This is a genomic window from Luteimonas mephitis DSM 12574 (assembly GCF_000422305.1).
Taxonomy (GTDB): domain Bacteria; phylum Pseudomonadota; class Gammaproteobacteria; order Xanthomonadales; family Xanthomonadaceae; genus Luteimonas; species Luteimonas mephitis.
On the sequence record NZ_AULN01000014.1, the window covers coordinates 62,678 to 81,260 of the forward strand.

The 18,583-nt window shown below is 69.2% G+C and carries 18 protein-coding genes; 6 read left to right on the top strand and 12 right to left on the bottom strand.

Features of this window, described 5'->3' with window-relative positions; genetic code table 11:
* Positions 1-96 precede the first annotated feature (96 nt).
* Positions 97-579, top strand: coding sequence for a glutathione peroxidase (locus tag H570_RS0105155; protein WP_027079816.1), 483 nt, complete (start codon positions 97-99; stop codon positions 577-579).
* Between the two features lie 3 nt (positions 580-582).
* Positions 583-966: a hypothetical protein gene (locus H570_RS19505; protein WP_027079817.1), complete on the top strand. Its 384-nt coding sequence runs from the start codon at positions 583-585 to the stop codon at positions 964-966.
* A gap of 34 nt (positions 967-1,000) precedes the next feature.
* Here H570_RS19505 and H570_RS16475 read toward each other — a convergent pair whose 3' ends face one another.
* Both H570_RS16475 and H570_RS0105170 read right to left on the bottom strand, forming a co-directional pair.
* The gene (locus tag H570_RS16475) at positions 1,001-1,552 is read right to left on the bottom strand and encodes a TlpA family protein disulfide reductase (RefSeq protein WP_036135291.1); all 552 of its coding nucleotides are present in this window, start codon (positions 1,550-1,552) and stop codon (positions 1,001-1,003) included.
* Between the two features lie 96 nt (positions 1,553-1,648).
* A complete protein-coding gene (locus tag H570_RS0105170; protein WP_027079818.1) occupies positions 1,649-2,458 on the bottom strand; it encodes a ferredoxin--NADP reductase in 810 nt (269 codons plus the stop codon).
* 188 nt (positions 2,459-2,646) lie between these two features.
* Here H570_RS0105170 and H570_RS0105175 point away from each other — a divergent pair, with 188 nt between their 5' ends.
* Positions 2,647-4,809, top strand: a complete 2,163-nt coding sequence (locus H570_RS0105175) for a TonB-dependent receptor family protein (protein ID WP_051176148.1) — start codon at positions 2,647-2,649, stop codon at positions 4,807-4,809.
* 165 nt (positions 4,810-4,974) lie between these two features.
* Complete coding sequence (locus H570_RS16480) at positions 4,975-5,598, top strand: DUF488 domain-containing protein (RefSeq protein WP_084499806.1); 624 nt, start codon at positions 4,975-4,977, stop codon at positions 5,596-5,598.
* On the opposite strand, the gene H570_RS16485 is transcribed toward H570_RS16480, so the two are convergent.
* The 6 genes from H570_RS16485 to H570_RS0105215 all read right to left on the bottom strand — a co-directional run bounded on the left by H570_RS16485 (position 5,588) and on the right by H570_RS0105215 (position 12,214).
* Positions 5,588-6,010 carry a universal stress protein gene (locus tag H570_RS16485; RefSeq protein ID WP_036135399.1) on the bottom strand — a complete coding sequence of 141 codons (423 nt, stop codon included), beginning with the start codon at positions 6,008-6,010 and terminating at the stop codon, positions 5,588-5,590. The genes H570_RS16480 and H570_RS16485 overlap by 11 nt on opposite strands.
* Positions 6,011-6,246: 236 nt before the next feature.
* Positions 6,247-7,965, bottom strand: coding sequence for an ABC1 kinase family protein (locus H570_RS16490; protein ID WP_051176150.1), 1,719 nt, complete (start codon positions 7,963-7,965; stop codon positions 6,247-6,249).
* Positions 7,966-8,144: 179 nt separating this feature from the next.
* Positions 8,145-10,019 carry an ABC transporter ATP-binding protein gene (locus H570_RS0105200; RefSeq protein WP_027079820.1) on the bottom strand — a complete coding sequence of 625 codons (1,875 nt, stop codon included), beginning with the start codon at positions 10,017-10,019 and terminating at the stop codon, positions 8,145-8,147.
* A gap of 102 nt (positions 10,020-10,121) precedes the next feature.
* The gene (locus H570_RS0105205) at positions 10,122-11,012 is read right to left on the bottom strand and encodes a DUF4097 family beta strand repeat-containing protein (RefSeq protein ID WP_027079821.1); all 891 of its coding nucleotides are present in this window, start codon (positions 11,010-11,012) and stop codon (positions 10,122-10,124) included.
* Positions 11,013-11,024: 12 nt separating this feature from the next.
* Positions 11,025-11,636, bottom strand: a complete 612-nt coding sequence (locus tag H570_RS18110) for a hypothetical protein (RefSeq protein ID WP_051176151.1) — start codon at positions 11,634-11,636, stop codon at positions 11,025-11,027.
* A complete protein-coding gene (locus H570_RS0105215) occupies positions 11,633-12,214 on the bottom strand; it encodes an RNA polymerase sigma factor (RefSeq protein WP_027079822.1) in 582 nt (193 codons plus the stop codon). The genes H570_RS18110 and H570_RS0105215 overlap by 4 nt, the downstream gene beginning before the upstream one ends.
* A gap of 194 nt (positions 12,215-12,408) precedes the next feature.
* Here H570_RS0105215 and H570_RS0105220 point away from each other — a divergent pair, with 194 nt between their 5' ends.
* Positions 12,409-13,938, top strand: a complete 1,530-nt coding sequence (locus tag H570_RS0105220; protein ID WP_036135407.1) for a fumarate hydratase — start codon at positions 12,409-12,411, stop codon at positions 13,936-13,938.
* A gap of 121 nt (positions 13,939-14,059) precedes the next feature.
* Entirely contained in the window at positions 14,060-14,500 is a 441-nt protein-coding gene (locus H570_RS0105225; RefSeq protein ID WP_036135409.1) for a CoA-binding protein, read from the top strand.
* A gap of 193 nt (positions 14,501-14,693) precedes the next feature.
* Here the strand turns inward: H570_RS0105225 and H570_RS0105230 are convergent, their stop codons facing one another.
* The 4 genes from H570_RS0105230 to H570_RS0105245 all read right to left on the bottom strand — a co-directional run bounded on the left by H570_RS0105230 (position 14,694) and on the right by H570_RS0105245 (position 18,566).
* Positions 14,694-15,845, bottom strand: a complete 1,152-nt coding sequence (locus H570_RS0105230) for a phospholipase A (protein WP_027079825.1) — start codon at positions 15,843-15,845, stop codon at positions 14,694-14,696.
* Positions 15,842-17,197, bottom strand: a complete 1,356-nt coding sequence (locus H570_RS16500) for a mechanosensitive ion channel family protein (protein ID WP_051176152.1) — start codon at positions 17,195-17,197, stop codon at positions 15,842-15,844. The genes H570_RS0105230 and H570_RS16500 overlap by 4 nt, the downstream gene beginning before the upstream one ends.
* A gap of 156 nt (positions 17,198-17,353) precedes the next feature.
* Positions 17,354-17,857 carry a DUF456 domain-containing protein gene (locus H570_RS0105240; RefSeq protein ID WP_027079826.1) on the bottom strand — a complete coding sequence of 168 codons (504 nt, stop codon included), beginning with the start codon at positions 17,855-17,857 and terminating at the stop codon, positions 17,354-17,356.
* Positions 17,858-18,077: 220 nt separating this feature from the next.
* On the bottom strand, positions 18,078-18,566 hold the full coding sequence (locus tag H570_RS0105245) for a glycine zipper 2TM domain-containing protein (RefSeq protein WP_027079827.1): 489 nt from the start codon (positions 18,564-18,566) through the stop codon (positions 18,078-18,080).
* Between the last annotated feature and the right edge of the window lie 17 nt (positions 18,567-18,583).

An 18,583-nucleotide genomic window follows, 5' to 3' on the forward strand; every position in this document is an offset into this window, starting at 1 on the left:
CGTGCCTGCCTGCAACCCGGCGTCGCCGGCCGGCGCGCTTGCCAGCCGGCGCGCGGCGATGTTTGATGGCGGCAGCCAAGCGAGGAACGCACCGCCATGACCACCGCCCATGATTTTTCCGCCGTCGACATCGACGGACACGACAAATCACTGTCCGACTACGCCGGAAAGGTCCTGCTGGTGGTGAACGTGGCCTCGAAGTGCGGATTCACGCCGCAGTACGCGGGGCTGCAACGGCTGTGGCGCGACTACCGCGCCCGCGGGCTGGTAGTGCTGGGTTTCCCGTGCGACCAGTTCGGCCACCAGGAGCCGGGCAACGAGGCGGACATCCGCAGTTTCTGCTCGCTGACCTACGACGTGGATTTCCCGATGTTCTCGAAGGTAGACGTCAACGGCGACGGCGCGCATCCGCTGTGGAAGTGGCTCAAGCAGGAGAAGGGTGGCTTCCTCGGCCTGGATGCGATCAAGTGGAATTTCAGCAAGTTCCTGGTGGGCCGCGACGGCAAGGTGATCGCGCGCTATGCGCCGACCGACAAGCCGGAATCGCTGGCCGATGACATCGAAGCGGCGCTGGCCTGAGCCATGGCGGCTGCCGAACGCCAGTACCGCATCGCGATCACGCCGCACGGCAAGGGCCTGCGCGTGCACGTTGCCGGGCAGTCCGGCATCGACACCACGCTGGCCTACTGGCGCGAAATCGCCGGGGCGGCGCGCGAACGCAAGGCGGTTTCGCTGCTGCTGGTCGACGAGCTGGTGGGCACGCCGCTGGGCGAGGACGACTGGCTGCGCGTGGTGACCGGCCTGCAGGGCGAGGGCCTGGAGCGGCTGCGGATCGCCCACGTCAAGCCGCTGGGGCTGCAGCAGGTGGAGTTCTGCGAGATCTTCGCCCGCGATGCCGGGATCGAGGCGCGCGTGTTCGAGAACGAAGCCTTGGCCGACATCTGGCTCAAGTACGGAGAGCGATAGGCGCCCGCGCCCGCGCCGCGGGTGCGCCGGGGATTCAGGTGTAGGCGGGCTTGTTCAGCGCCTCGGGCGGCAGCAGCCCCAGCATCTCCTGGATGAAGCCGTCGATCATCTCCTCCGAATAGCCGCGGTGGACGTAGGCGACCTTGCCGTCGACGCCGATGATGAACATGTTCGGCAGCGTGGTGACGCCATAGGTGTCGCTGGTCCGGCCATGGCTGTCGCGGATGAAGTTCAGGGGAATGTCGCGGTTGGCGCGCACGACGGCGTTGAAGTCGCGCCGGTCTTCCTTGAAGTTCACCGCGATGATCTCGAGGTGTTCGCGCCCGACCACGGCCTGCACCTTGCCCAGCATCGGCAATTCGCGCCGGCACGGCCCGCACCACGACGCCCAGAAGGTGACGATCACGACCTTGCCACGGTGCTGGCTGACAGTAACCGGGTTTCCGTCGCGGTCGTTGCCGAGCGCATCGGGCGGGACGTCGCCGGGGCGCGGCTGCGCAGGCAGGTCCTGGCCCGCGCCGGCCGGCGCGGCGGGCAACAGGCACAGCACGGCGGCCATGCAGGCCGCTATCAGCATCGTCTTCATTCCCGCTCCCCGTCCGATGGCGCGAGCATATCCGGCGGAGCGGGGCGTGCCAAACACGCCGGACGCAATGCCGCAGCTCGGGGGCGTAGCCCCGACCTACTTCTCGACGAAGGCGCGTTCGAACACGTAGTGGCCGGGCACGCCGATGCGCGGCGCCGCGGTGAAGCCGCGGGCATCGAGCAGGCTGCGGAAGTCGGCCAGCATCTGCGGGCCGCCGCAGATCATGGCGCGGTCGTGTTCGGCGTCGAGCGGGGGCAGGCCGAGGTCGCCGGCGATGCGGCCGCTGTCGAGCAGGGTGGTCAGGCGGCCGCGCTGGTCGCGGCCGTCGAAGCTGAAGTCCTGGCGCGAGACCGCGGGGTAGTACAGCAGTTTCTGCGCGATCTGCTCGCCGAGGAATTCGTGCCGCGGCAGTTCGTTGGCGATGTAGTCGCGATAGGCGAGGTCGTCGGTGTTGCGCACGCCGTGGCAGAGCACGACGTGGTCGAAGCGTTCGTAGGTTTCCGGATCCTTGACGATCGCAAGCCACGGGGCGAGGCCGGTGCCGGTGCCCAGCAGGTAGAGGTTGCGGCCCGGGTGCAGGTCGTGGAGCAGCAGGGTGCCGGTGGGCTTGCGGCCGATCAGCAGGCTGTCGCCGGGGCGGATGTCCTTCAGTCGCGAGGTCAGCGGGCCGTCGGGCACCTTGATGCTGAAGAACTCCAGCTGCTCTTCCCAGTTGGAGCTGGCGATCGAGTACGCGCGCAGCAGTGGCCTGGACGAGCCGTCCGCCTGCGGGACTTCCAGCCCGATCATCACGAACTGGCCGTTGTCGAAGCGGAAACCGTCGTCGCGGGTGGTGGTGAAGCTGAAGTAGTCGTCCGTCCAGTGACGGACATCCAGCACCGTTTCGGTGCCAAATGCGGGAGACATGCGGGGAGGGGGGGTGAACTGCGAGGCGCGCATTTTAGCCGATATGCCGCGGACCGCGCCGTGGCAGCCCGGGCTGCGGCGGGAGCAGCGGCATCCGGCTCGCAAGCAGGAGCTCGCGGCCATGGGCTGCTGCTACAGGATGGCTGGTCGCGGCCATACTTGTGTGCCTGATTTGCTGCGGAGATCCCATGGGAGACTGGCGCCTGCTCGGCTGGGCTGGAAGGGCGGCGTGGACGTGCCTGGCGCTGGCCGTGCCATGCGGCGCGCCTGCGGCACCGCCGACCGGTGCCGATGCGGCCGCGGCGGCCGAACTCGACCGCGTGGTCGTCACCGCCACGCGCCAGCCGGACGATGCGCTGCTGGTGCCGGCGGCGGTCGACGTGGTCGATGCCGGCGCCCTGCTTCGTGCGCAGCCGGGGTTGAGCCTGTCCGAATCGCTGCAGCGGGTGCCCGGCGTGGTCGCGCGCGACCGCCAGAACGAGGCGCAGGGGCTGCAGGTCTCGATCCGCGGTTTCGGCGCGCGTTCCACTTTCGGCATTCGCGGCGTGCGCCTGTACAGCGACGGCATCCCGGCGACGATGCCCGACGGGCAGGGGCAGGTATCGCATTTCATGCTCGAATCCGCCGGCCGCATCGAGGTCCTGCGCGGACCGTTCTCGGCGCTGTACGGCAATTCGTCCGGCGGCGTGATCTCGGTGTTCAGTGCCGACCCACCGGCGACACCGGAATTTTCGGTGGGGATGGACGCGGGCAGCGACGGACTGCACCGCGGGTTGGTGTCGTGGCATGCGCCGTGGCCCGGTGAGCGCGACGGCGGCGTGCTGGTGGACATGGACCATGTCGACGGCAGCGGCTTCCGCGACCACAGCAGGTCGCGACAGGCGACGGGACAGGCGGTGCTCCAGGGCGCGTTCGGCAACGACGGGCGCTACACCGTGCTGCTCAACTCGCACGACCTGCGCGCCGATGACCCGCAGGGTCTCACCGGCGCGCAGTCGCGCGGCGACCGGCGTGCGGCCAGCAAGGGCGCGCTGGACTTCGACACCCGCAAGACCGTGCACCAGGACCAGGCCGGCCTGCATGTCGAGCAACCGCTGTCGGCGCACCACGCGTTGTCGTTGACCGCGTACGGCGGCACCCGCGACACCACGCAGGTGCTGTCGATCCCGGTGTTCGTGCAGGCCGACCCGCTGCAGGGCGGGGGCGCGATCGAGCTCGACCGCCGGTACGGCGGCGCCGACCTGCGCTGGCGTTGGAGCACGCAGCTGCTGGAGCGACCGTTCTCGCTGGTGGCCGGCGTCGAATACAGCGTGTCCGGCGAGCGTCGTCGCGGCTACGAGAACTTCGTTGGCCAGCGGCTTGGCGTGTTCGGTGCGTTGCGGCGCGACGAAGACAACCGGGTTAGCGGGCGCGATGCCTATGCGCAGGCCAACTGGCAGCCCGCCGAGCGCTGGCGCATCAACCTCGGCTTGCGCCACAGCCAGGTGCGCTTTGCATCCGACGATGATTACGTCACCGCCGACAATCCCGACGACAGCGGGCGCCTGCAGTACTCGCGCAGTTCGCCGGTGGCCGGCGTGCTGTTCCGGCTTACGCCCACGGCGAGCGTGTACGCGAACGCGGGCGCCGGCTTCGAGACGCCGACGTTCTCCGAGCTGGCGTACCGCGCCGACGGCGCCAGCGGCCTCAACGACCTGCGCGCGGCGCGCAGCCGCAACGCGGAGGTCGGCGTGCGCGGCCGCGGCGCGCGGCTGGAATACTCGGCGGCGCTGTTCGACAGTCGCACGCGCGGCGAGCTGGTGGCAGTGGCCAACCGGGGCGGGCGCAGCATCTACGCCAACGCCGGGATCACGCGCCGCCGCGGCGCCGAGCTGTCGCTGTCCGGCACGTTCTCGCCGCAGTGGCGCTACGCGGCCGCGTACACGCTCCTCGACGCGCGCTACGGCAGCGACTTCACCACCTGTGCCGCGATGCCCTGCGGCGACGGCGACGTGCTGATCGAGGATGGGCATCGCATCCCGGGGCTATCCCGCCATGCGGCCTGGGCGGAGCTGCGGCGGAGCATCGGCGCGGATACCGACCTGGTGCTCGACGGACGCTTCGCCGATCGCGTGTACGTCGACGATGGCAGCGACGAGAGCGCGCCGGCGTACGCGGTGTTCGGCCTTGCCGCCGAGCGCCGGTTCGAGGCGTTCGGCCTGCAGTGGCGCGGCTACGCGCGGATCGACAACCTGTTCGACCGCGCATACGTCGGCTCGGTGATCGTGAACGACGGCAACGGCCGCTACTACGAACCGGCGCCGGGGCGGGGCTGGGTGCTCGGGGTGCGTGCGCGCAAGGCGTTCGACTGAAGCACGGACACGAATCGGCGCCACGGGAATGCGCGCCGCGGCGGCCGGTCCTGGCGGCGACCTGGAAGATGCGGTGCCCTGGAATCGCATGGCGGCGGCGACGCGGTCGCCTGCGCGCGGCGCCGGTCGACAGGGAGATCACGATCGCTGGCGCACCATGCTGGAATGACGCTTACCACCGGCACGCTCTGGACCATCGGCCATTCCACGCGCGAGTGGGAAGTATTCGCCGGCATGTTGCGCGAGGCCGGCATCGAGGTGCTGGCCGATGTCCGCCGCTTTGCCGGTTCGCGGCGAAACCCGCAGTTCTCGCCGCTGGCGATGGGGCCGGCGCTGGAAGCGGCGGACATCGACTACGTGCCGATGCCGGAGTTTGGCGGGCGGCGGAAACCACGAGCGGATTCGCCCAACGGCGCGTGGCGGGTCGAGGCGTTCCGTGCGTACGCCGATTACATGGCCGAGCCGGAGTTCGTCCTCGCGCGCGAGCGACTGATGCGGCTGGCGCGCGAACGACGCGTTGCGGTGATGTGCGCCGAGGCGGTGTGGTGGCGCTGCCACCGGCGCCTGATCGCCGACGACTTCACCGCGCGCGGCTGGCAGGTCCTGCACCTGATGGCGCCGGGCAAGGCAACGGTGCATCCATTGAGCCCGGATGCGCGGATGGTGGACGGCGTGCTGCGCTATCCGGCGCCGGAGCAAGGGCAGGGGCGGTTGCCGGACGGCGGGGAAAGCCCGCAGGAGCGGCCGCAGGCGCAGCCGGCCGCTCCCGGGGAAGGCGTCAGCGGATGACGGTCAGCGGCACCTTCGACTGCGCCAGGACCTTGGTGGCAACCGAACCCAGCAGCAGGCTCTTGAGCGCGGTCTGGCCGCGGGAGCCCATCACGATCAGGTCGGCCTCGTGCTTGTCGGCGTGGCGCGCGATTTCATCGGCCGGCTCGCCGACGAGGAAGACCTCGGTGAACTCGAGCTTGGCGCGTTGCAGCATGCGCCGCGCCTTGTGCGCCGCGTACTCGCTGTTGCTGTCGTAGTACTCCGCCGTGGCCTTGCGGCCGAGCTTGTTGCTTGCGGCCTTGAGCAAGGGCAGCGACACATTGACGAGGGTCAGCTTCGGCGGCTTGGCGAACTGTTTCGAAAGCTGCACGACATGCTTGGTCGCGCGGTCGCTGGCGGCGCTGCCGTCTACGGCGAGCAGGATGTTCATGGCGTTCTCCATGGCAGGGGATCCGGTGGGGCGGCGAGCGTGGAATGCCGCATGTGCCTAGTGTGGCCGATCGGCAGCCGGATGCGTTGATCCCGATCAAGGTGGGAGCGCCCACGCGCGCCCACGCGCGGCCCGTCCAGGCCCGGCGTGGCATGCCCGGCTCAGCGATACCCTGCGGCCTGCAGTTCGAACGGTTTCGCATAGCGCTCCGCCCTGCGCCATCAGCTCCCCGTCCGTCAGCGAGGCCCGCGTTCCTCGCGCGGGCGCGCCTTGTGATCTCCGAACAGCGCGCTGGCCACGATCGAAATCCCCAGCCCGGCGCCGACGATGAACAGCACCAGCGCGATGGCGGGATAGCCGAACAGCCGGGAGTCCGTGTCGACCCGCATCATCATCGCCGAGGCCACGATCAGCGCGGCGGTGACCAGCGCCGCGCTGACCCGGTTGGCGATCTTCTGCAGGTTTTCCATCAGGTGCGATTCTTCCAGACCGGTCATGCGCACCTGCATCCGGTTCTCGGCCAGCAGCGAGAGCACGTCGGAAACCTTGCGCGGAGCTTCGCGCAGCAGCGCCTGCACGTCGATCAACTCGCTGGCCAGGTTCGAAGGCGACAGGGCCTTCTTCAGCCGCTCGCGCATGACGTGCTCGAGGTGGCGCTCGATCACGGCCTTGACGTCGAGCTCCGGGTCGAGCGCGTGGGACACCTGTTCCAGATTGAGCAGGGTCTTGCCCAGCAGGCTCATTTCCGGGGGCGTGCGCAAGCCGCACATGGTGGAGCGGCCGACCAGGTCGATCATCAGACGGCCTTCCGACAGCGATCCCGCACCGGAGCGGGCGGCATACGTGGCGACCATCTGGCCGACCTCGCGCAGGAAACGCGCCTCGTCGAAATCCTCCAGCCGGGTGCCCATCGCGATCGCCTCGGCGGCGACTTCCTCGCCGCGGCCGTCGACGGCGGCGAACAGCAGCTTCAGCAGACGCTCGCGACGCTTCGGCGGCACGTGCGCGACCATGCCGAGGTCGAACAGCGCCAGCCGGCCGTCGTTGGTCACCAGCAGGTTGCCCGGGTGCGGATCGGCGTGGATCTCGCCGTGCACGAACACCTGGTCCAGGTAGCCGCGCATCAGCGCCGATGCCAGCCCGGACATGTCGTGCTCGGTGCGGCGCAGGCCGGAGATCTCGGTGACCTTGGTGCCCTGCACGAGCTCCATCGTCAGCACACGCCTGGCGGTCAGGTCCCACACCGGTGCCGGCACCAGCAGTTCCGGATAGCCCTGCAGGTGCTGGCCGAAGCGCTCGAGGTTCTGCGCTTCGGCCTGGTAGTCGAGTTCGGCCAGCAGGGTGCGACGGAACTCCTGCACCCAGTCGGCGAAGCGCAAGCGCCGGCCGATGTCGGTCATGCGGTCCGCGCCGCCAGCGAGGTGGGCGAGGGCGTCGAGGTCGGCGCGCATGATGTCGACGATGCCGGGCCGCTGCACCTTCACCGCCACCAGCCGGCCGTCGCGCAGCGTGGCGCGGTGCACCTGCGCCAGGGACGCGCAGCCCAGCGGCTGTTCGTCGAACTGCGCGAATGCCTTGCTGATGCGCACGCCCAGCTCGGACTCGACGACCGCGCGGACCTGTTCGAAGGGAATCGGCGCGACGTCGTCCTGCATGCGCTCCAGTGCGACCAGGAACGGCGGCGGCACCATGTCGGGCCGCGTGGAGAGCGCCTGGCCGATCTTGATGAAGGTCGGGCCCAGCGCCTCGAGGTCATCGACGAACTCCTCGGGCTTGCCTTCGGTCGCGGGCGGTTCGCCGTCGGCGACGCCGTCGGCGGCATCCAGGTCCAGGCCGGAAAACACGCCGGCGCTGCGGTACTTGACCAGGAAACGCAGGATCTGCGTGGTGCGGGCGATGCCCCGCGGCTGGTGGGCCCCGGGGTCGTTGTCGTGCGCGGATTCGTTCGTGTCCATGCACGCAGCCTAGCCCGTGCTGCGTCAAGGGCCCTTTCATCCGTCGGGCCACCCCGGCCGCACCCGGAATGCCGGCAAAACCGATGGGAGCGGCCTGAGCCGCGAACCTTGGAGGGCGTCCGATTTCCCGGCGAGGAACTCGCGACTCGAGCCACTCCTCCGAGTCCGTTTGGCGCCGCTCAGCGGTACCCGGCCGCCTGCAGCTCGAACAGCTCGGCGTAGCGCTCGCCCTGCGCCATCAGCTGCTCGTGGGTGCCGCTGGCCTCGATCCGTCCCTGCTCGAGCACCAGGATGCGGTCGGCCATGCGCACGCTGGAGAAGCGGTGCGAGATCAGCACCGCGCTCTTGCCTTCTGACAGCTCCTTGAAGCGCTGGAACACCTCGAACTCGCTGCGCGCGTCGAGCGCCGCGGTGGGTTCGTCGAGGATCAGCAGCTGCGCGTCACGCATGTAGGCGCGGGCGATGGCGATCTTCTGCCACTCGCCGCCCGACAGGTCCACGCCTTCCTTGAACAGCTTGCCGAGCATCTGGTCGTAGCCGGCAGGCAGGCGCTCGATGACCTCGTCGGCCATCGAGCGGTGCGCGGCGTCGGCGATGCGGGCGTGGTCGTCGCGGGCCTCGATGCGGCCCACGGCGATGTTGTCCGAAGCGCTCATGAAGTAGCGCACGAAGTCCTGGAAGATCACCCCGGTGTTGGCGCGCAGTTCGTCGAGGTCGTACTCGGCCAGCGGGTGGCCGTCGAGCAGGATGCGGCCCTCGTCCGGGTCGTACAGGCGCGAGAGCAGCTTGACCAAGGTGGTCTTGCCGGCGCCGTTCTCGCCGACCAGGGCCAGCACTTCGCCGGCGTGCAGGGTGAAATCGAGGTGGCGCACCGCCCAGCGCTCGGCGCCGGGATAGCGGAAGCCGACGTCCTCGAACACGAATCCTTCGCGGATCGGGGTGGGGAACGGGCGCGGGTTTGCCGGCGACAGGATTTCCGGCTTGATCTGGAAGAACGAGAACAGGTCGTCGAGGTACAGCGCCTGTCCCGCGACCTGCGAGAAGCTCGACAGCAGGCCTTCGAGCAGGTTGCGCAGGCGGCGGAACGAGGCCGACAGGAAGGTCAGGTCGCCGATGCTGAATTCGCCATGCACCGTGCGCCAGGCGATGTAGGCGTAGGCGGCGTAGTAGCCAAGCGTGCCGATGGTGGTGAACAGCCCGCCCCAGCCCGCGCGGCCGATGGCGATGCGGCGGTTGGCGAGGTAGATCGACCAGGCCAGCGTGCGATAACGCTCGATCAGGAATGTGTTCAGGCCGAAGCTCTTGATCTCCTTGGCCGAGCTGGCGCTGGCGCCGATCTGGCGTACGTAGTCGAGTTCCCGCCGCTCCGGCGTGGCGCGATAGTTGACCGCGTAGCTGCGCGCGTTGAAGTGCATCTCGCCGACGAACGCCGGCACCAGCGCGACCAGCAGCAGCACGATCAGCCACGGTGCGTAGACCAGCAGGCCGATGGCGAAGCTGATGATGGTGACGATGTCCTGCGCCTGCCCGAGCAGCTGCGACATCAGCGAGCTGCGCCCGGACACCTGGCGCCGGGCGCGATCGAGGCGGTCCTGCAGGTCGGCGTCCTCGAAGTCCTCCAGGTCCAGGGAGGCCGCGTGCTCCATCAACCGCACGCTGGTGGCGTTGGAGTACAGCTCGGACAGCAGCGAGTCGACCAGGCCGACGATGCGGCCGAGGATGTCCGACGCCACCGCCAGTGCGAACTCGATCGCCAGCAGGCCCAGCAGGTGGTGGAGCACGCCGGACTGCCACATCTGGGCGAAGTCCTGCGCGCCGGTGCCCAGCGCGACCAGCCGCACCGCTTCGTCGACGATCAGCTTGCCGACATACAGCGTGGCGATCGGCAGCAGCGCGCGCGCCAGCCGCAGCAGCAGGCTCGACAGGGCGAGCAGCGGGCTGGTGCGCCAGATGTCGCGCAGGAACGGAGGCAGGTTGCGCAGCGCGGCGAAGCGCTCGCGCAGGTTCATCACCGGGACCTCGTGCCTGCGTCCGAGCCAGGGCGGTGTCGACATCAGGTGCAAGTCTTCAGGCGGGCCGGACCCAAGAATGCCACGCCCGCGTCGGTGCGGGCGTGGCGATGGCGGGTGCGTGCCGCGGCGGCGGTGGCGCGCGTACTACTGCAGCAATACTTCGACCGAACCGGAGAATGTTTCCAGGTGGATGTCGCCACTGCCGGCGCCGTAGCGGTGGTCGAAGCTCGATCCCGGCCCGAACTGCGGCTTGTCGATCTTCGCGCCTGGCGCGCGCAGGTGGCCGCTGAAGCTCTCGCCCTTCACCTGCGCCGACAGCGACTTCGGCGCGACCAGCTTGATGTTGCCGCTGACCGATTCGGACTTGATGCTGCCGCCGTCGGCAAGCCCCACCTGCAGGCTGGCGTTGCCCGAGACGCTGTTGCTCGACAGGCGCCGCAGGCGTTCGCCGCGGCTGTCGACGCTGATGTTGCCCGAGACGGTTTCGGCCTTGACCTCGCCGTCCAGGCGTCCGCGCAGGTTGACGTTGCCGCTGACGCTCTGCACTTCGACGTCGGAGGAGTTCAGGGTCAGGCGCAGGTCGCCGCTGACGCTTTCGATGTCGGCCGCGCGCGGTGCGCCGGCAACGCTGACATTGCCGCTGACGCTGTCGATCTCCAGGCTGCGGCCGGCGGTGCCCGTGACACTGATTTCGACCGCGACGCCGTCGATGTCGAGGCTGGCAAGCGTGGGGACGTCGACCACGAGGGTGGTGGGTTCGCTGTTGTTGTCGTTGGTGCGGCGCGGGTAGCGCACCTTGATCTCGAGCTCGCGGCCGCCGGGGCCGATCTCGAGTTTCTCCACCCCGCGTCCGAGGCTGCCGCCGATGCGCACCTGCGGCTTGTCCCAGACCCGCACCTCGATGCGGCCCTTGAGGTTGGAGATCTCGACCTTGCCGTCGGCGTCGAGCGGGCGGGTTTCGTTGATCGGGGTTGAGGCCAGTGCGGCCAGCGGCAGGGCTGCGAGCATCAGCGGCAGCAGGAATCGGATGGACATGGGGATCTCCGGTCAGGTGGATACTGGGGTCGGCAGGGAAGACAGGCGCCGCGACAGGTCGAGGCGCAGCGCATAGAGGCTTTGCAGGCGTTCGAACAGGTAGCGAGCGTCCGGGTCCTGGTGCAGCGCGGCGCGCACCAGCGCCGCGTTGCGGTCGATCTCGCGCAGTGCGCTGGCGTCGACGCCGGCCGGGCGCCGCGCATCGAACGCGCGCCAGGCGGTGCGGTATTCATGGGTCATGTGTGCGGCCTCCCTGAGCATCGGGCTGGACGCGGCCGTGCCCGGCAACGGTGCATCCTGCGAGGGCATGAGCAAGCCCCAGCCGATCGCCAGCGCCGCGGCCAGCGAAGCGGCGGTCGCCAGGCCGAACAACCGGTGCGAACGCCGGCTGCGCTGCATGCGCGAGGACCGCGCGGCTGGTGGCGATGCCGGTACGGGCGTCACTGGCGCGTGCCGGACGTCGCTGCCGGCGACTCGCGTCACGGCAATGCGGGCACTGATCCCGGGCCACAGGTCACGACCGGGCACCTCGTCGCGACGCAGGGCGCGCAGCGAGCGGCGCAGTTCTTCCGGCAGCGGTGCGTCGCCGTCGCGTCCGTGCTCGTGGCTGTGTTCAATGTTCATGCGTGTTCTCCCAGCCGCACCCGCAGCAGGCCGCGGGCGCGATGCAGTTGCGCCTTGGAAGTGCCGACGGCCATCTCCAGTTCATCGGCGATCTCCTCGTGGGTCCAGCCTTCCACGTCGTACAGCACAAGCACCGCGCGGGCGCGCGGCGGCAGGGTGGCGACGGCGCGATCCAGGTCCATCGCCAGCGCCGTGGTGTGGCCGGCCGAATCCGGATGCCCCATGCGCTCGAATGCATCTTCGTCGTCCATCGCCGGATCGCCGCGGCGCGAGCGCAGTTCCATCAGCGCGGTGTTGGCGGCCAGGCGGTACAGCCAGGTGCCGAACGCGCTTTCGAAGCGGTACGTCCCCAGCGCCTGCCATGCGCGCACGAAGGCCTCCTGGGTCAGGTCCTCGGCGCGCTGACGCTGGCGTCCGAGCAGGCGCGAGATCACCCCGTGCACGCGGCCGACGTGGCGGCGGTACAGGGTCTCGAAGGCGGACGCGTCGCCGCGCAGCGAGGCACGCACCAGGGCGTGGTCGTCGTCCATGGGCGGTGCGGAAGCGGGCATCAGTGCGGTCACGATGGTGGTCAGCATAGTCCTTGGGATGCGCCATGAAGGGCGGGGGTTTAAGCGTTCGCACGGGCCCGGGTGGACGGGCGATGGAAGGCGGCTTTCCGCACCCGGCGGTGCCGTGAGCGCCGGCGGCATCGTTTCCGGAAGTGCGCGGGGCAGCCGGTGGGCTAAAATCCGCATTGTTCTTGCCAGCCCCCGCGAGCACTGCCTTGACCATGACACCGCCGGCTTCCATCAAGCAGGAAGACCTGATCCAGTCCGTCGCCGATGCCCTGCAGTACATCAGCTACTACCACCCGGTCGATTACATTCGCAATCTCAGCGCGGCGTACGAGCGCGAGGAAAGCCCGGCGGCGAAGGACGCGATCGCGCAGATCCTGATCAATTCGCGGATGTGCGCCGAAGGCCACCGGCCGATCTGCCAGGACACCGGCATCGTCACCGTGTTCCTGAAGATCGGCATGGACGTGCGCTGGGACGACGCGACCATGGGCGTGGAGGACATGGCCAACGAGGGCGTGCGCCGCGCCTACCTGCACCCCGACAACAAGCTGCGCGCCAGCGTGCTGGCCGACCCGGCCGGGCGCAGGAAAAACACCGGCGACAACACGCCGGCGGTGGCCAACGTCAAGGTGGTGCCGGGCAATACGGTGGACGTGATCGTCGCGGCGAAGGGAGGCGGTTCGGAGGCCAAATCCAAGTTCGCGATGCTCAACCCGTCCGACTCGATCGTCGACTGGGTGCTCAGGACCGTGCCGACCATGGGCGCCGGCTGGTGCCCGCCGGGGATGCTCGGCATCGGCATCGGCGGCACCGCCGAGAAGGCGATGCTGCTGGCCAAGGAATCGCTGATGGAGCCGATCGACATCGTCGACCTCAAGGCGCGCGGGCCGTCGAACCGGCTGGAAGAGATGCGCATCGAACTGTTCGACAAGGTCAACGCGCTGGGCATCGGCGCGCAGGGGCTGGGCGGGCTGACCACCGTCCTCGACATCAAGATCAGGGATTACCCGACCCACGCGGCCAACCTGCCGGTGGCGATGATCCCCAACTGCGCGGCGACGCGACACGCGCATTTCACCCTCGATGGCAGCGGCCCGGTGATGCTCGACCCGCCGTCGCTGGAAGACTGGCCGACGCTGACCTACAACCCGGCCAATGCGCGCAGGGTGGACCTGGACACCATCACGCGCGAGGAAGTGGCCAGCTTCAAGCCCGGTGAGGTGCTGCTGCTCAACGGCAGGCTGCTCACCGGCCGCGACGCGGCGCACAAGCGCATGGTCGACATGCTGAATCGTGGCGAGGAGCTGCCTGTCGATTTCAGCGGCCGCTTCATCTACTACGTCGGCCCGGTCGACCCGGTACGCGACGAGGCCGTCGGCCCGGCCGGCCCGACCACCGCCACGCGCATGGACAAGTTCACCGAGCAGGTGCTGTCGCAGACCGGCCTGCTGGGCATGGTCGGCAAGGCCGAGCGCGGCGATGCGGCGATTGAGGCGATCCGCAAGCACAGGTCGGTCTACCTGATGGCGGTCGGCGGCGCGGCGTACCTGGTGTCCAAGGCGATCAGGGCCGCGCGCGTGGTGGCGTTCGAAGACCTGGGCATGGAGGCGATCTACGAGTTCACCGTGCAGGACATGCCGGTGACTGTGGCGGTCGATTCGGCCGGCGAGTCGGTGCACAAGACTGGCCCGCGCGAGTGGCGGTCGCGGATCGGGCGCATCCCGGTGGTGGTCGAAGGCTGACCACGGCGGCGGGCCGCCCGCACGCGGCGCGAACATCCCGGCATGCACAATCCCGTGGCGGGTGCTTGATCGGCAGGCGGCCGCCACCACGTCGACAGGCCCGCCAGCGGAAGCGCCGCGCATGCCCGGAACGCTGATCAAGGACCACATCGCCTTCGACCGCCTGTTGCCCAGGCTGCGGCGCATCGCCGTGCTCGGCATCAAGCCGGAATCGCGCGCCGACCGGCCCGCGCACATCGTGCCGGCCTACCTGCACCGCGCCGGGTGCGAGATAGTGCCGGTGCCGGTCTACTACCCGGAGGTCTCCGAGATCCTCGGCCAGCGCGTGTACCGCAAGGTCGCGGACATCCCCGTGCGGGTGGACGTGGTTGACGTGTTCCGCAAGCCCATCGACCTGATGCCGCACCTGGATGACCTGATCGCCGCGCGCCCGAGGCTGGTGTGGCTGCAGACCGGCATCCGCAACGACGCCTTCGCCGCACGCCTGCTGGCGGCCGGCATCGACGTGGTGCAGGACGAATGCCTGATGGTGGAACACCGCCGCTGGCGCAGTGCGCGGTAGGCAGCGGCGCGCGGCGAAACGCACGGCGATCGTGTCGTTCGCCAGTCCTGATCGCAGCCTTTGCCCGACCTCCCGCCACGGCCCTCGTGCCATCCAGCACGTTCGCACTGCGCGCACTGCGCCGTGCGAAACGGCGATCCTGCCGTTCTGCCTCCAGTCATCGAGGAAGAGACGAAAAGAGGCGGGGAACCCCTCAGAACCACTCCAGCAGCGAAATCCCCAACCCGATGTAGGTCGACCGGTGGTTGTAGTCGATCAGGCTCTCGCCATAGCCGTCGAACACCTGCACGTGCCCGCGCAGCGTGTTGTGGATCGGGAACCCCCAATCGAACCCGATCGCCCCGTGCGAGCGGTCGCCTCCGCGCAGCGAGTGCCGCGCCATCAGCGACAGCTCGTGCCCGCCGATGGTGTGCACGATGGTCACGTCGCCGCGCCCCATGTAATCCTCGATGTCCGGGTTGTCGTCGTCGCTGCCGTCGGAAACGCGGATCCAGGGACGGAACGTCACTGCCCAGTTGTCGCGGTCCAGGCCGACGTTGAACATCACCCGGTTCCAGCTGCGTGACAGCGGATCGGCGCGGCCGTTGGACTGGTGGTTGATGCCGACCGCCGCCATCCGCCCCTTCCAGCCGCCGAGGCTGTAGTTGTTGCGGAACACCAGCAGGATTTCCGGTTCGTAGTTGGTCTCGCGGAAGGGGCGCGAGGCTTCGCCGTTGTAGACCTGCCAGCGCGAACTCTGGGTGTAGCCCATCCAGACGTCGCCGTTGTCTCCGAACAGGTTTTCCCAAGCCTTGGTCTTGAAGCTGATCTGGAACTTGGCCTCGATCGCGTCCAGCACCTGCGGCTCGGTCGCGGTGTTGCGTGGATTGGGCGAGTGCGGCAGCTCGTTCTGGTCGCTGCTCCAGAAGGCCGGCAGCAGGTAGACAGGCTTGTAGGCACGGAAGTTGAAGGTGCCGAGCTTGGAATCCTTGGCCAGCTCCCAGCGGCTGTCGAGCAGCGAGCCCTTGCCGGCATTGGCGATGGCGTCCTCGGGCTCGGAGGCGAACAGGTCGCTGGCGGCGCTGCGTGCACGGTCGCCACGCGTCGCTGCGGCGGCCTCGGCCTCGCTCGCGGCCTCGCGGTTCTGGCGTGCGAGTTCCGCGGCGGCGTCGGCCATGGCCGGGTTGCGACTGTGGCGCCCGGCCACGCGGTCGTAGCAGGCGAGCCGGTCGGCATCGACCTCGACCAGCGCGCACGCATCGATGTTGCCGGCTGCCGGTGTGCCTGCTGATTGCGCGATGGCAGGGCCTGCCGCCGCGGCCAGGCCAAGGGGGAACAGTGCGAGGGCGGCGCGTGAAGGCGTCATGGCGCGTCCTTGTCGTGGTCGAGCATGTTGCCCGAGGATGCAGCGTCCGCGCGTTGCGCATCGGCGAGCTGGTCGTCGATGTCGCGGTTGACCGATGTGTCGACGCTCGCGCCGTGCGCCGGCTCGACCGGCGACGGGGGCGCGGCCGGGTTTTCGGATTCGCGCGAAAGGACGACGTGGTAGACGGTGCGCGGCGGCTGGATGCCGGCGCGCGCGAACGCGGACTTGACCAGGCGGATCGCCTCGCCGCGCACCTTGCCCAGGTCGCTGCTGCGCTGGTCGACCCAGCCGAAGAACTGCAGCTCGATGCCGGCGGGCGAGTTCTGGACCACGGTCCACGATGGCGCCGGGTCGTCCAGGACGCCGTCGATGCGCGAGTACGCATCCAGCGCCAGCGCCTGCGCCTGGCGGATCGAATGCGCGGCGTCCATGGTGGCCCTGAAATCGAAGCGCCGCCTCGGGTTCTGCGAGAAGTTGAGCATTACCGACTTGAACACCAGCGCGTTGGGCAATTGCAGCTGGTTGCCGTCCAGCGTCATCAGGATGGTCGCGCGCGAGGTCAGCGCCACCACCTTGCCCTCGTAGCTGTCGATGCGGATGTGCTCGCCCGGCGAGAACGGCTTGCGCACACTCAGCAGCACGCCGGCGATGTAGTTTTCGGCGATGTCCTTGAAGGCAAAGCCCAGCGCCAGCCCGACCACGCCGGCCGAGCCGAGCACGGCGCCGACCATCGTCGACATGTCGAGCAGGTTCAGCGCCAGCAGCACGCCGATGATGGTGATCGTGATCCGCACGGAGCGCCGGATCAGGCCGTCCATGTACGGGTTTTCGGTCCGCAGGCGCAGGATCCGCAGGTTGCGCGACAGCACGCCGCCGGCCCATGCGGCCAGCAACACGATCCCGATCGCCACGACCAGCAACGGCGCGCGGGCCGCGATCGCGACCAGCTTGCCGGTGACCTGCTTCCATGCGGCATGGAAGTGGGCACCCAGGCTGTCGTCGACTTCGACGTTGTTGACCACCGTGGCCACGCCGGGCGTCTGCGTGGCGATCTCGCCGGCCTCCTTCCTGTGCGTTGGCTGCAGGACGCGGCCGTCGAGTTCCGCGACGCCATCGTCGACGCTGGCGGTCACGTCCTTGAGGTCCTCATCCGTGCCGAGCTTTGCCTGCAGTCGGCGGCTGGCGGCCGCATCGCTGCCGGCGACTGGCGAAGTGGTTGCGTCGCCGCCGGCGGCTGCGCCGGCTTGCGATCCGGCTTCTTGCGCGGATTGCAGCGTGGCAAGCGCGGGCGACGAAGCTGCCAGCAGCAGGCAGGCGGTCAGGGCGACGAGTTGCAGGAGGAAGCGGGTCACGGGCGGTTGCACATTCTGCGATGGAGGGAGGCTTGCGTTGGTCGTCGTGGGGCGGGGACGGGATGACTGCGTGAAGCCAGGCAGCCGTATCCCGCCTTCATTGGGCGGCGCGACGCGGCCAATGTCGCAATGACAGCTGTCTTGCCGCGTGAAAGGTCAGGCGTACCAGGCCCATGCGAACAGCACGAACATCGTGCATGCCAGGCCGAGCTTGAGCACGATGCCGAAGACGATCCCCATCCAGGTGCCGAAGCCGACCCTGGTCGCCTGGCTGACGCTCGCGCTGTTCACTGCGCGTCCGTGCCAGAGCTCGCCGAGCAGGGCACCGGCGAAGGGGCCGACGAACAGGCCGAACGGCGGGACGATGAACAGACCGACCACCGTGCCGAGCACTGCGCCCACCACCGCCTTGCGACTGGCGCCGACGCGTTTGGCTCCTGCCGCGGTGGCCCAGAAATCGATCAGCAGCGACAGCGCGGTCAGCACGCCGAGCACCAGCAGCCACCACCACTCCACGCGCTCGAAGCCATCGGTCCAGGCTGCCAGCAGCATGCCGGCGAACACCAGCGGCAAGCCGGGCAGGGCCGGCAGGACGATGCCGGCCAGGCCGACCACGACCATCAGGGCAGCGAGCACGTACCACAGGGCATGCAGGTCCATTGGATTTCCTTTGGTGGCGCGGACTGTCGGCAGGGAGTTCCACGGCGTCCGGGGGCGGTCCCGTGCGCGCGGTTGCATTCTCACAAATGCGCGGTTGGTGCGCCACGCATGTGCCGCTGCGGGAACAGCAATCGGCCGGGTGCCGTGCCCGGCCCTCGCGCCGGTACGAAAAAAGGCCCGCCATCCGGCGGGCCTTCGTCGTCATGACGCCTGTGATCGCTCAGCGCAGCACGGCACGGCCGCCGTTGATGCGGACATAGGAGCCTTCGCGGATTCCGGCCAGGTCGCTCTGCTGCACGGTGCGCAGGTTGCCGTCCTCCATGCGCACCGTGACCCGGTACGTGGTGCCTTGCTGGACGTTGTTCTGGATCGCGTTGCCGGCGACCGCGCCGCCTACCGCGCCGGCGACCGCGGCGATGTTCTGGTTGCCCTTGCTGCCGCCGGTCTTGTCCGAGATCTCGTGGCCGGCGACCGCGCCGACGATGCCGCCGAGGACCGCACCGGTTGCGTTGGGGACGTTCTGGCCGCGGGCGACGGCCTCGATGCGCGTGACCGTGCCGCAGTCTGTACAAACGCGGCTGCCGTACGCGCCGCTGTTGCCGTACGACGGCGAGTTGCCGTAACCGCCGCCGTAACCCGGCGACGTGGCGCAGCCTGCGGTGGCAAGTGCGGCAATGAGGGCGGTGGCGCCGAGCAAGCGGATATTCATGCCGATCTCCTGTCGTG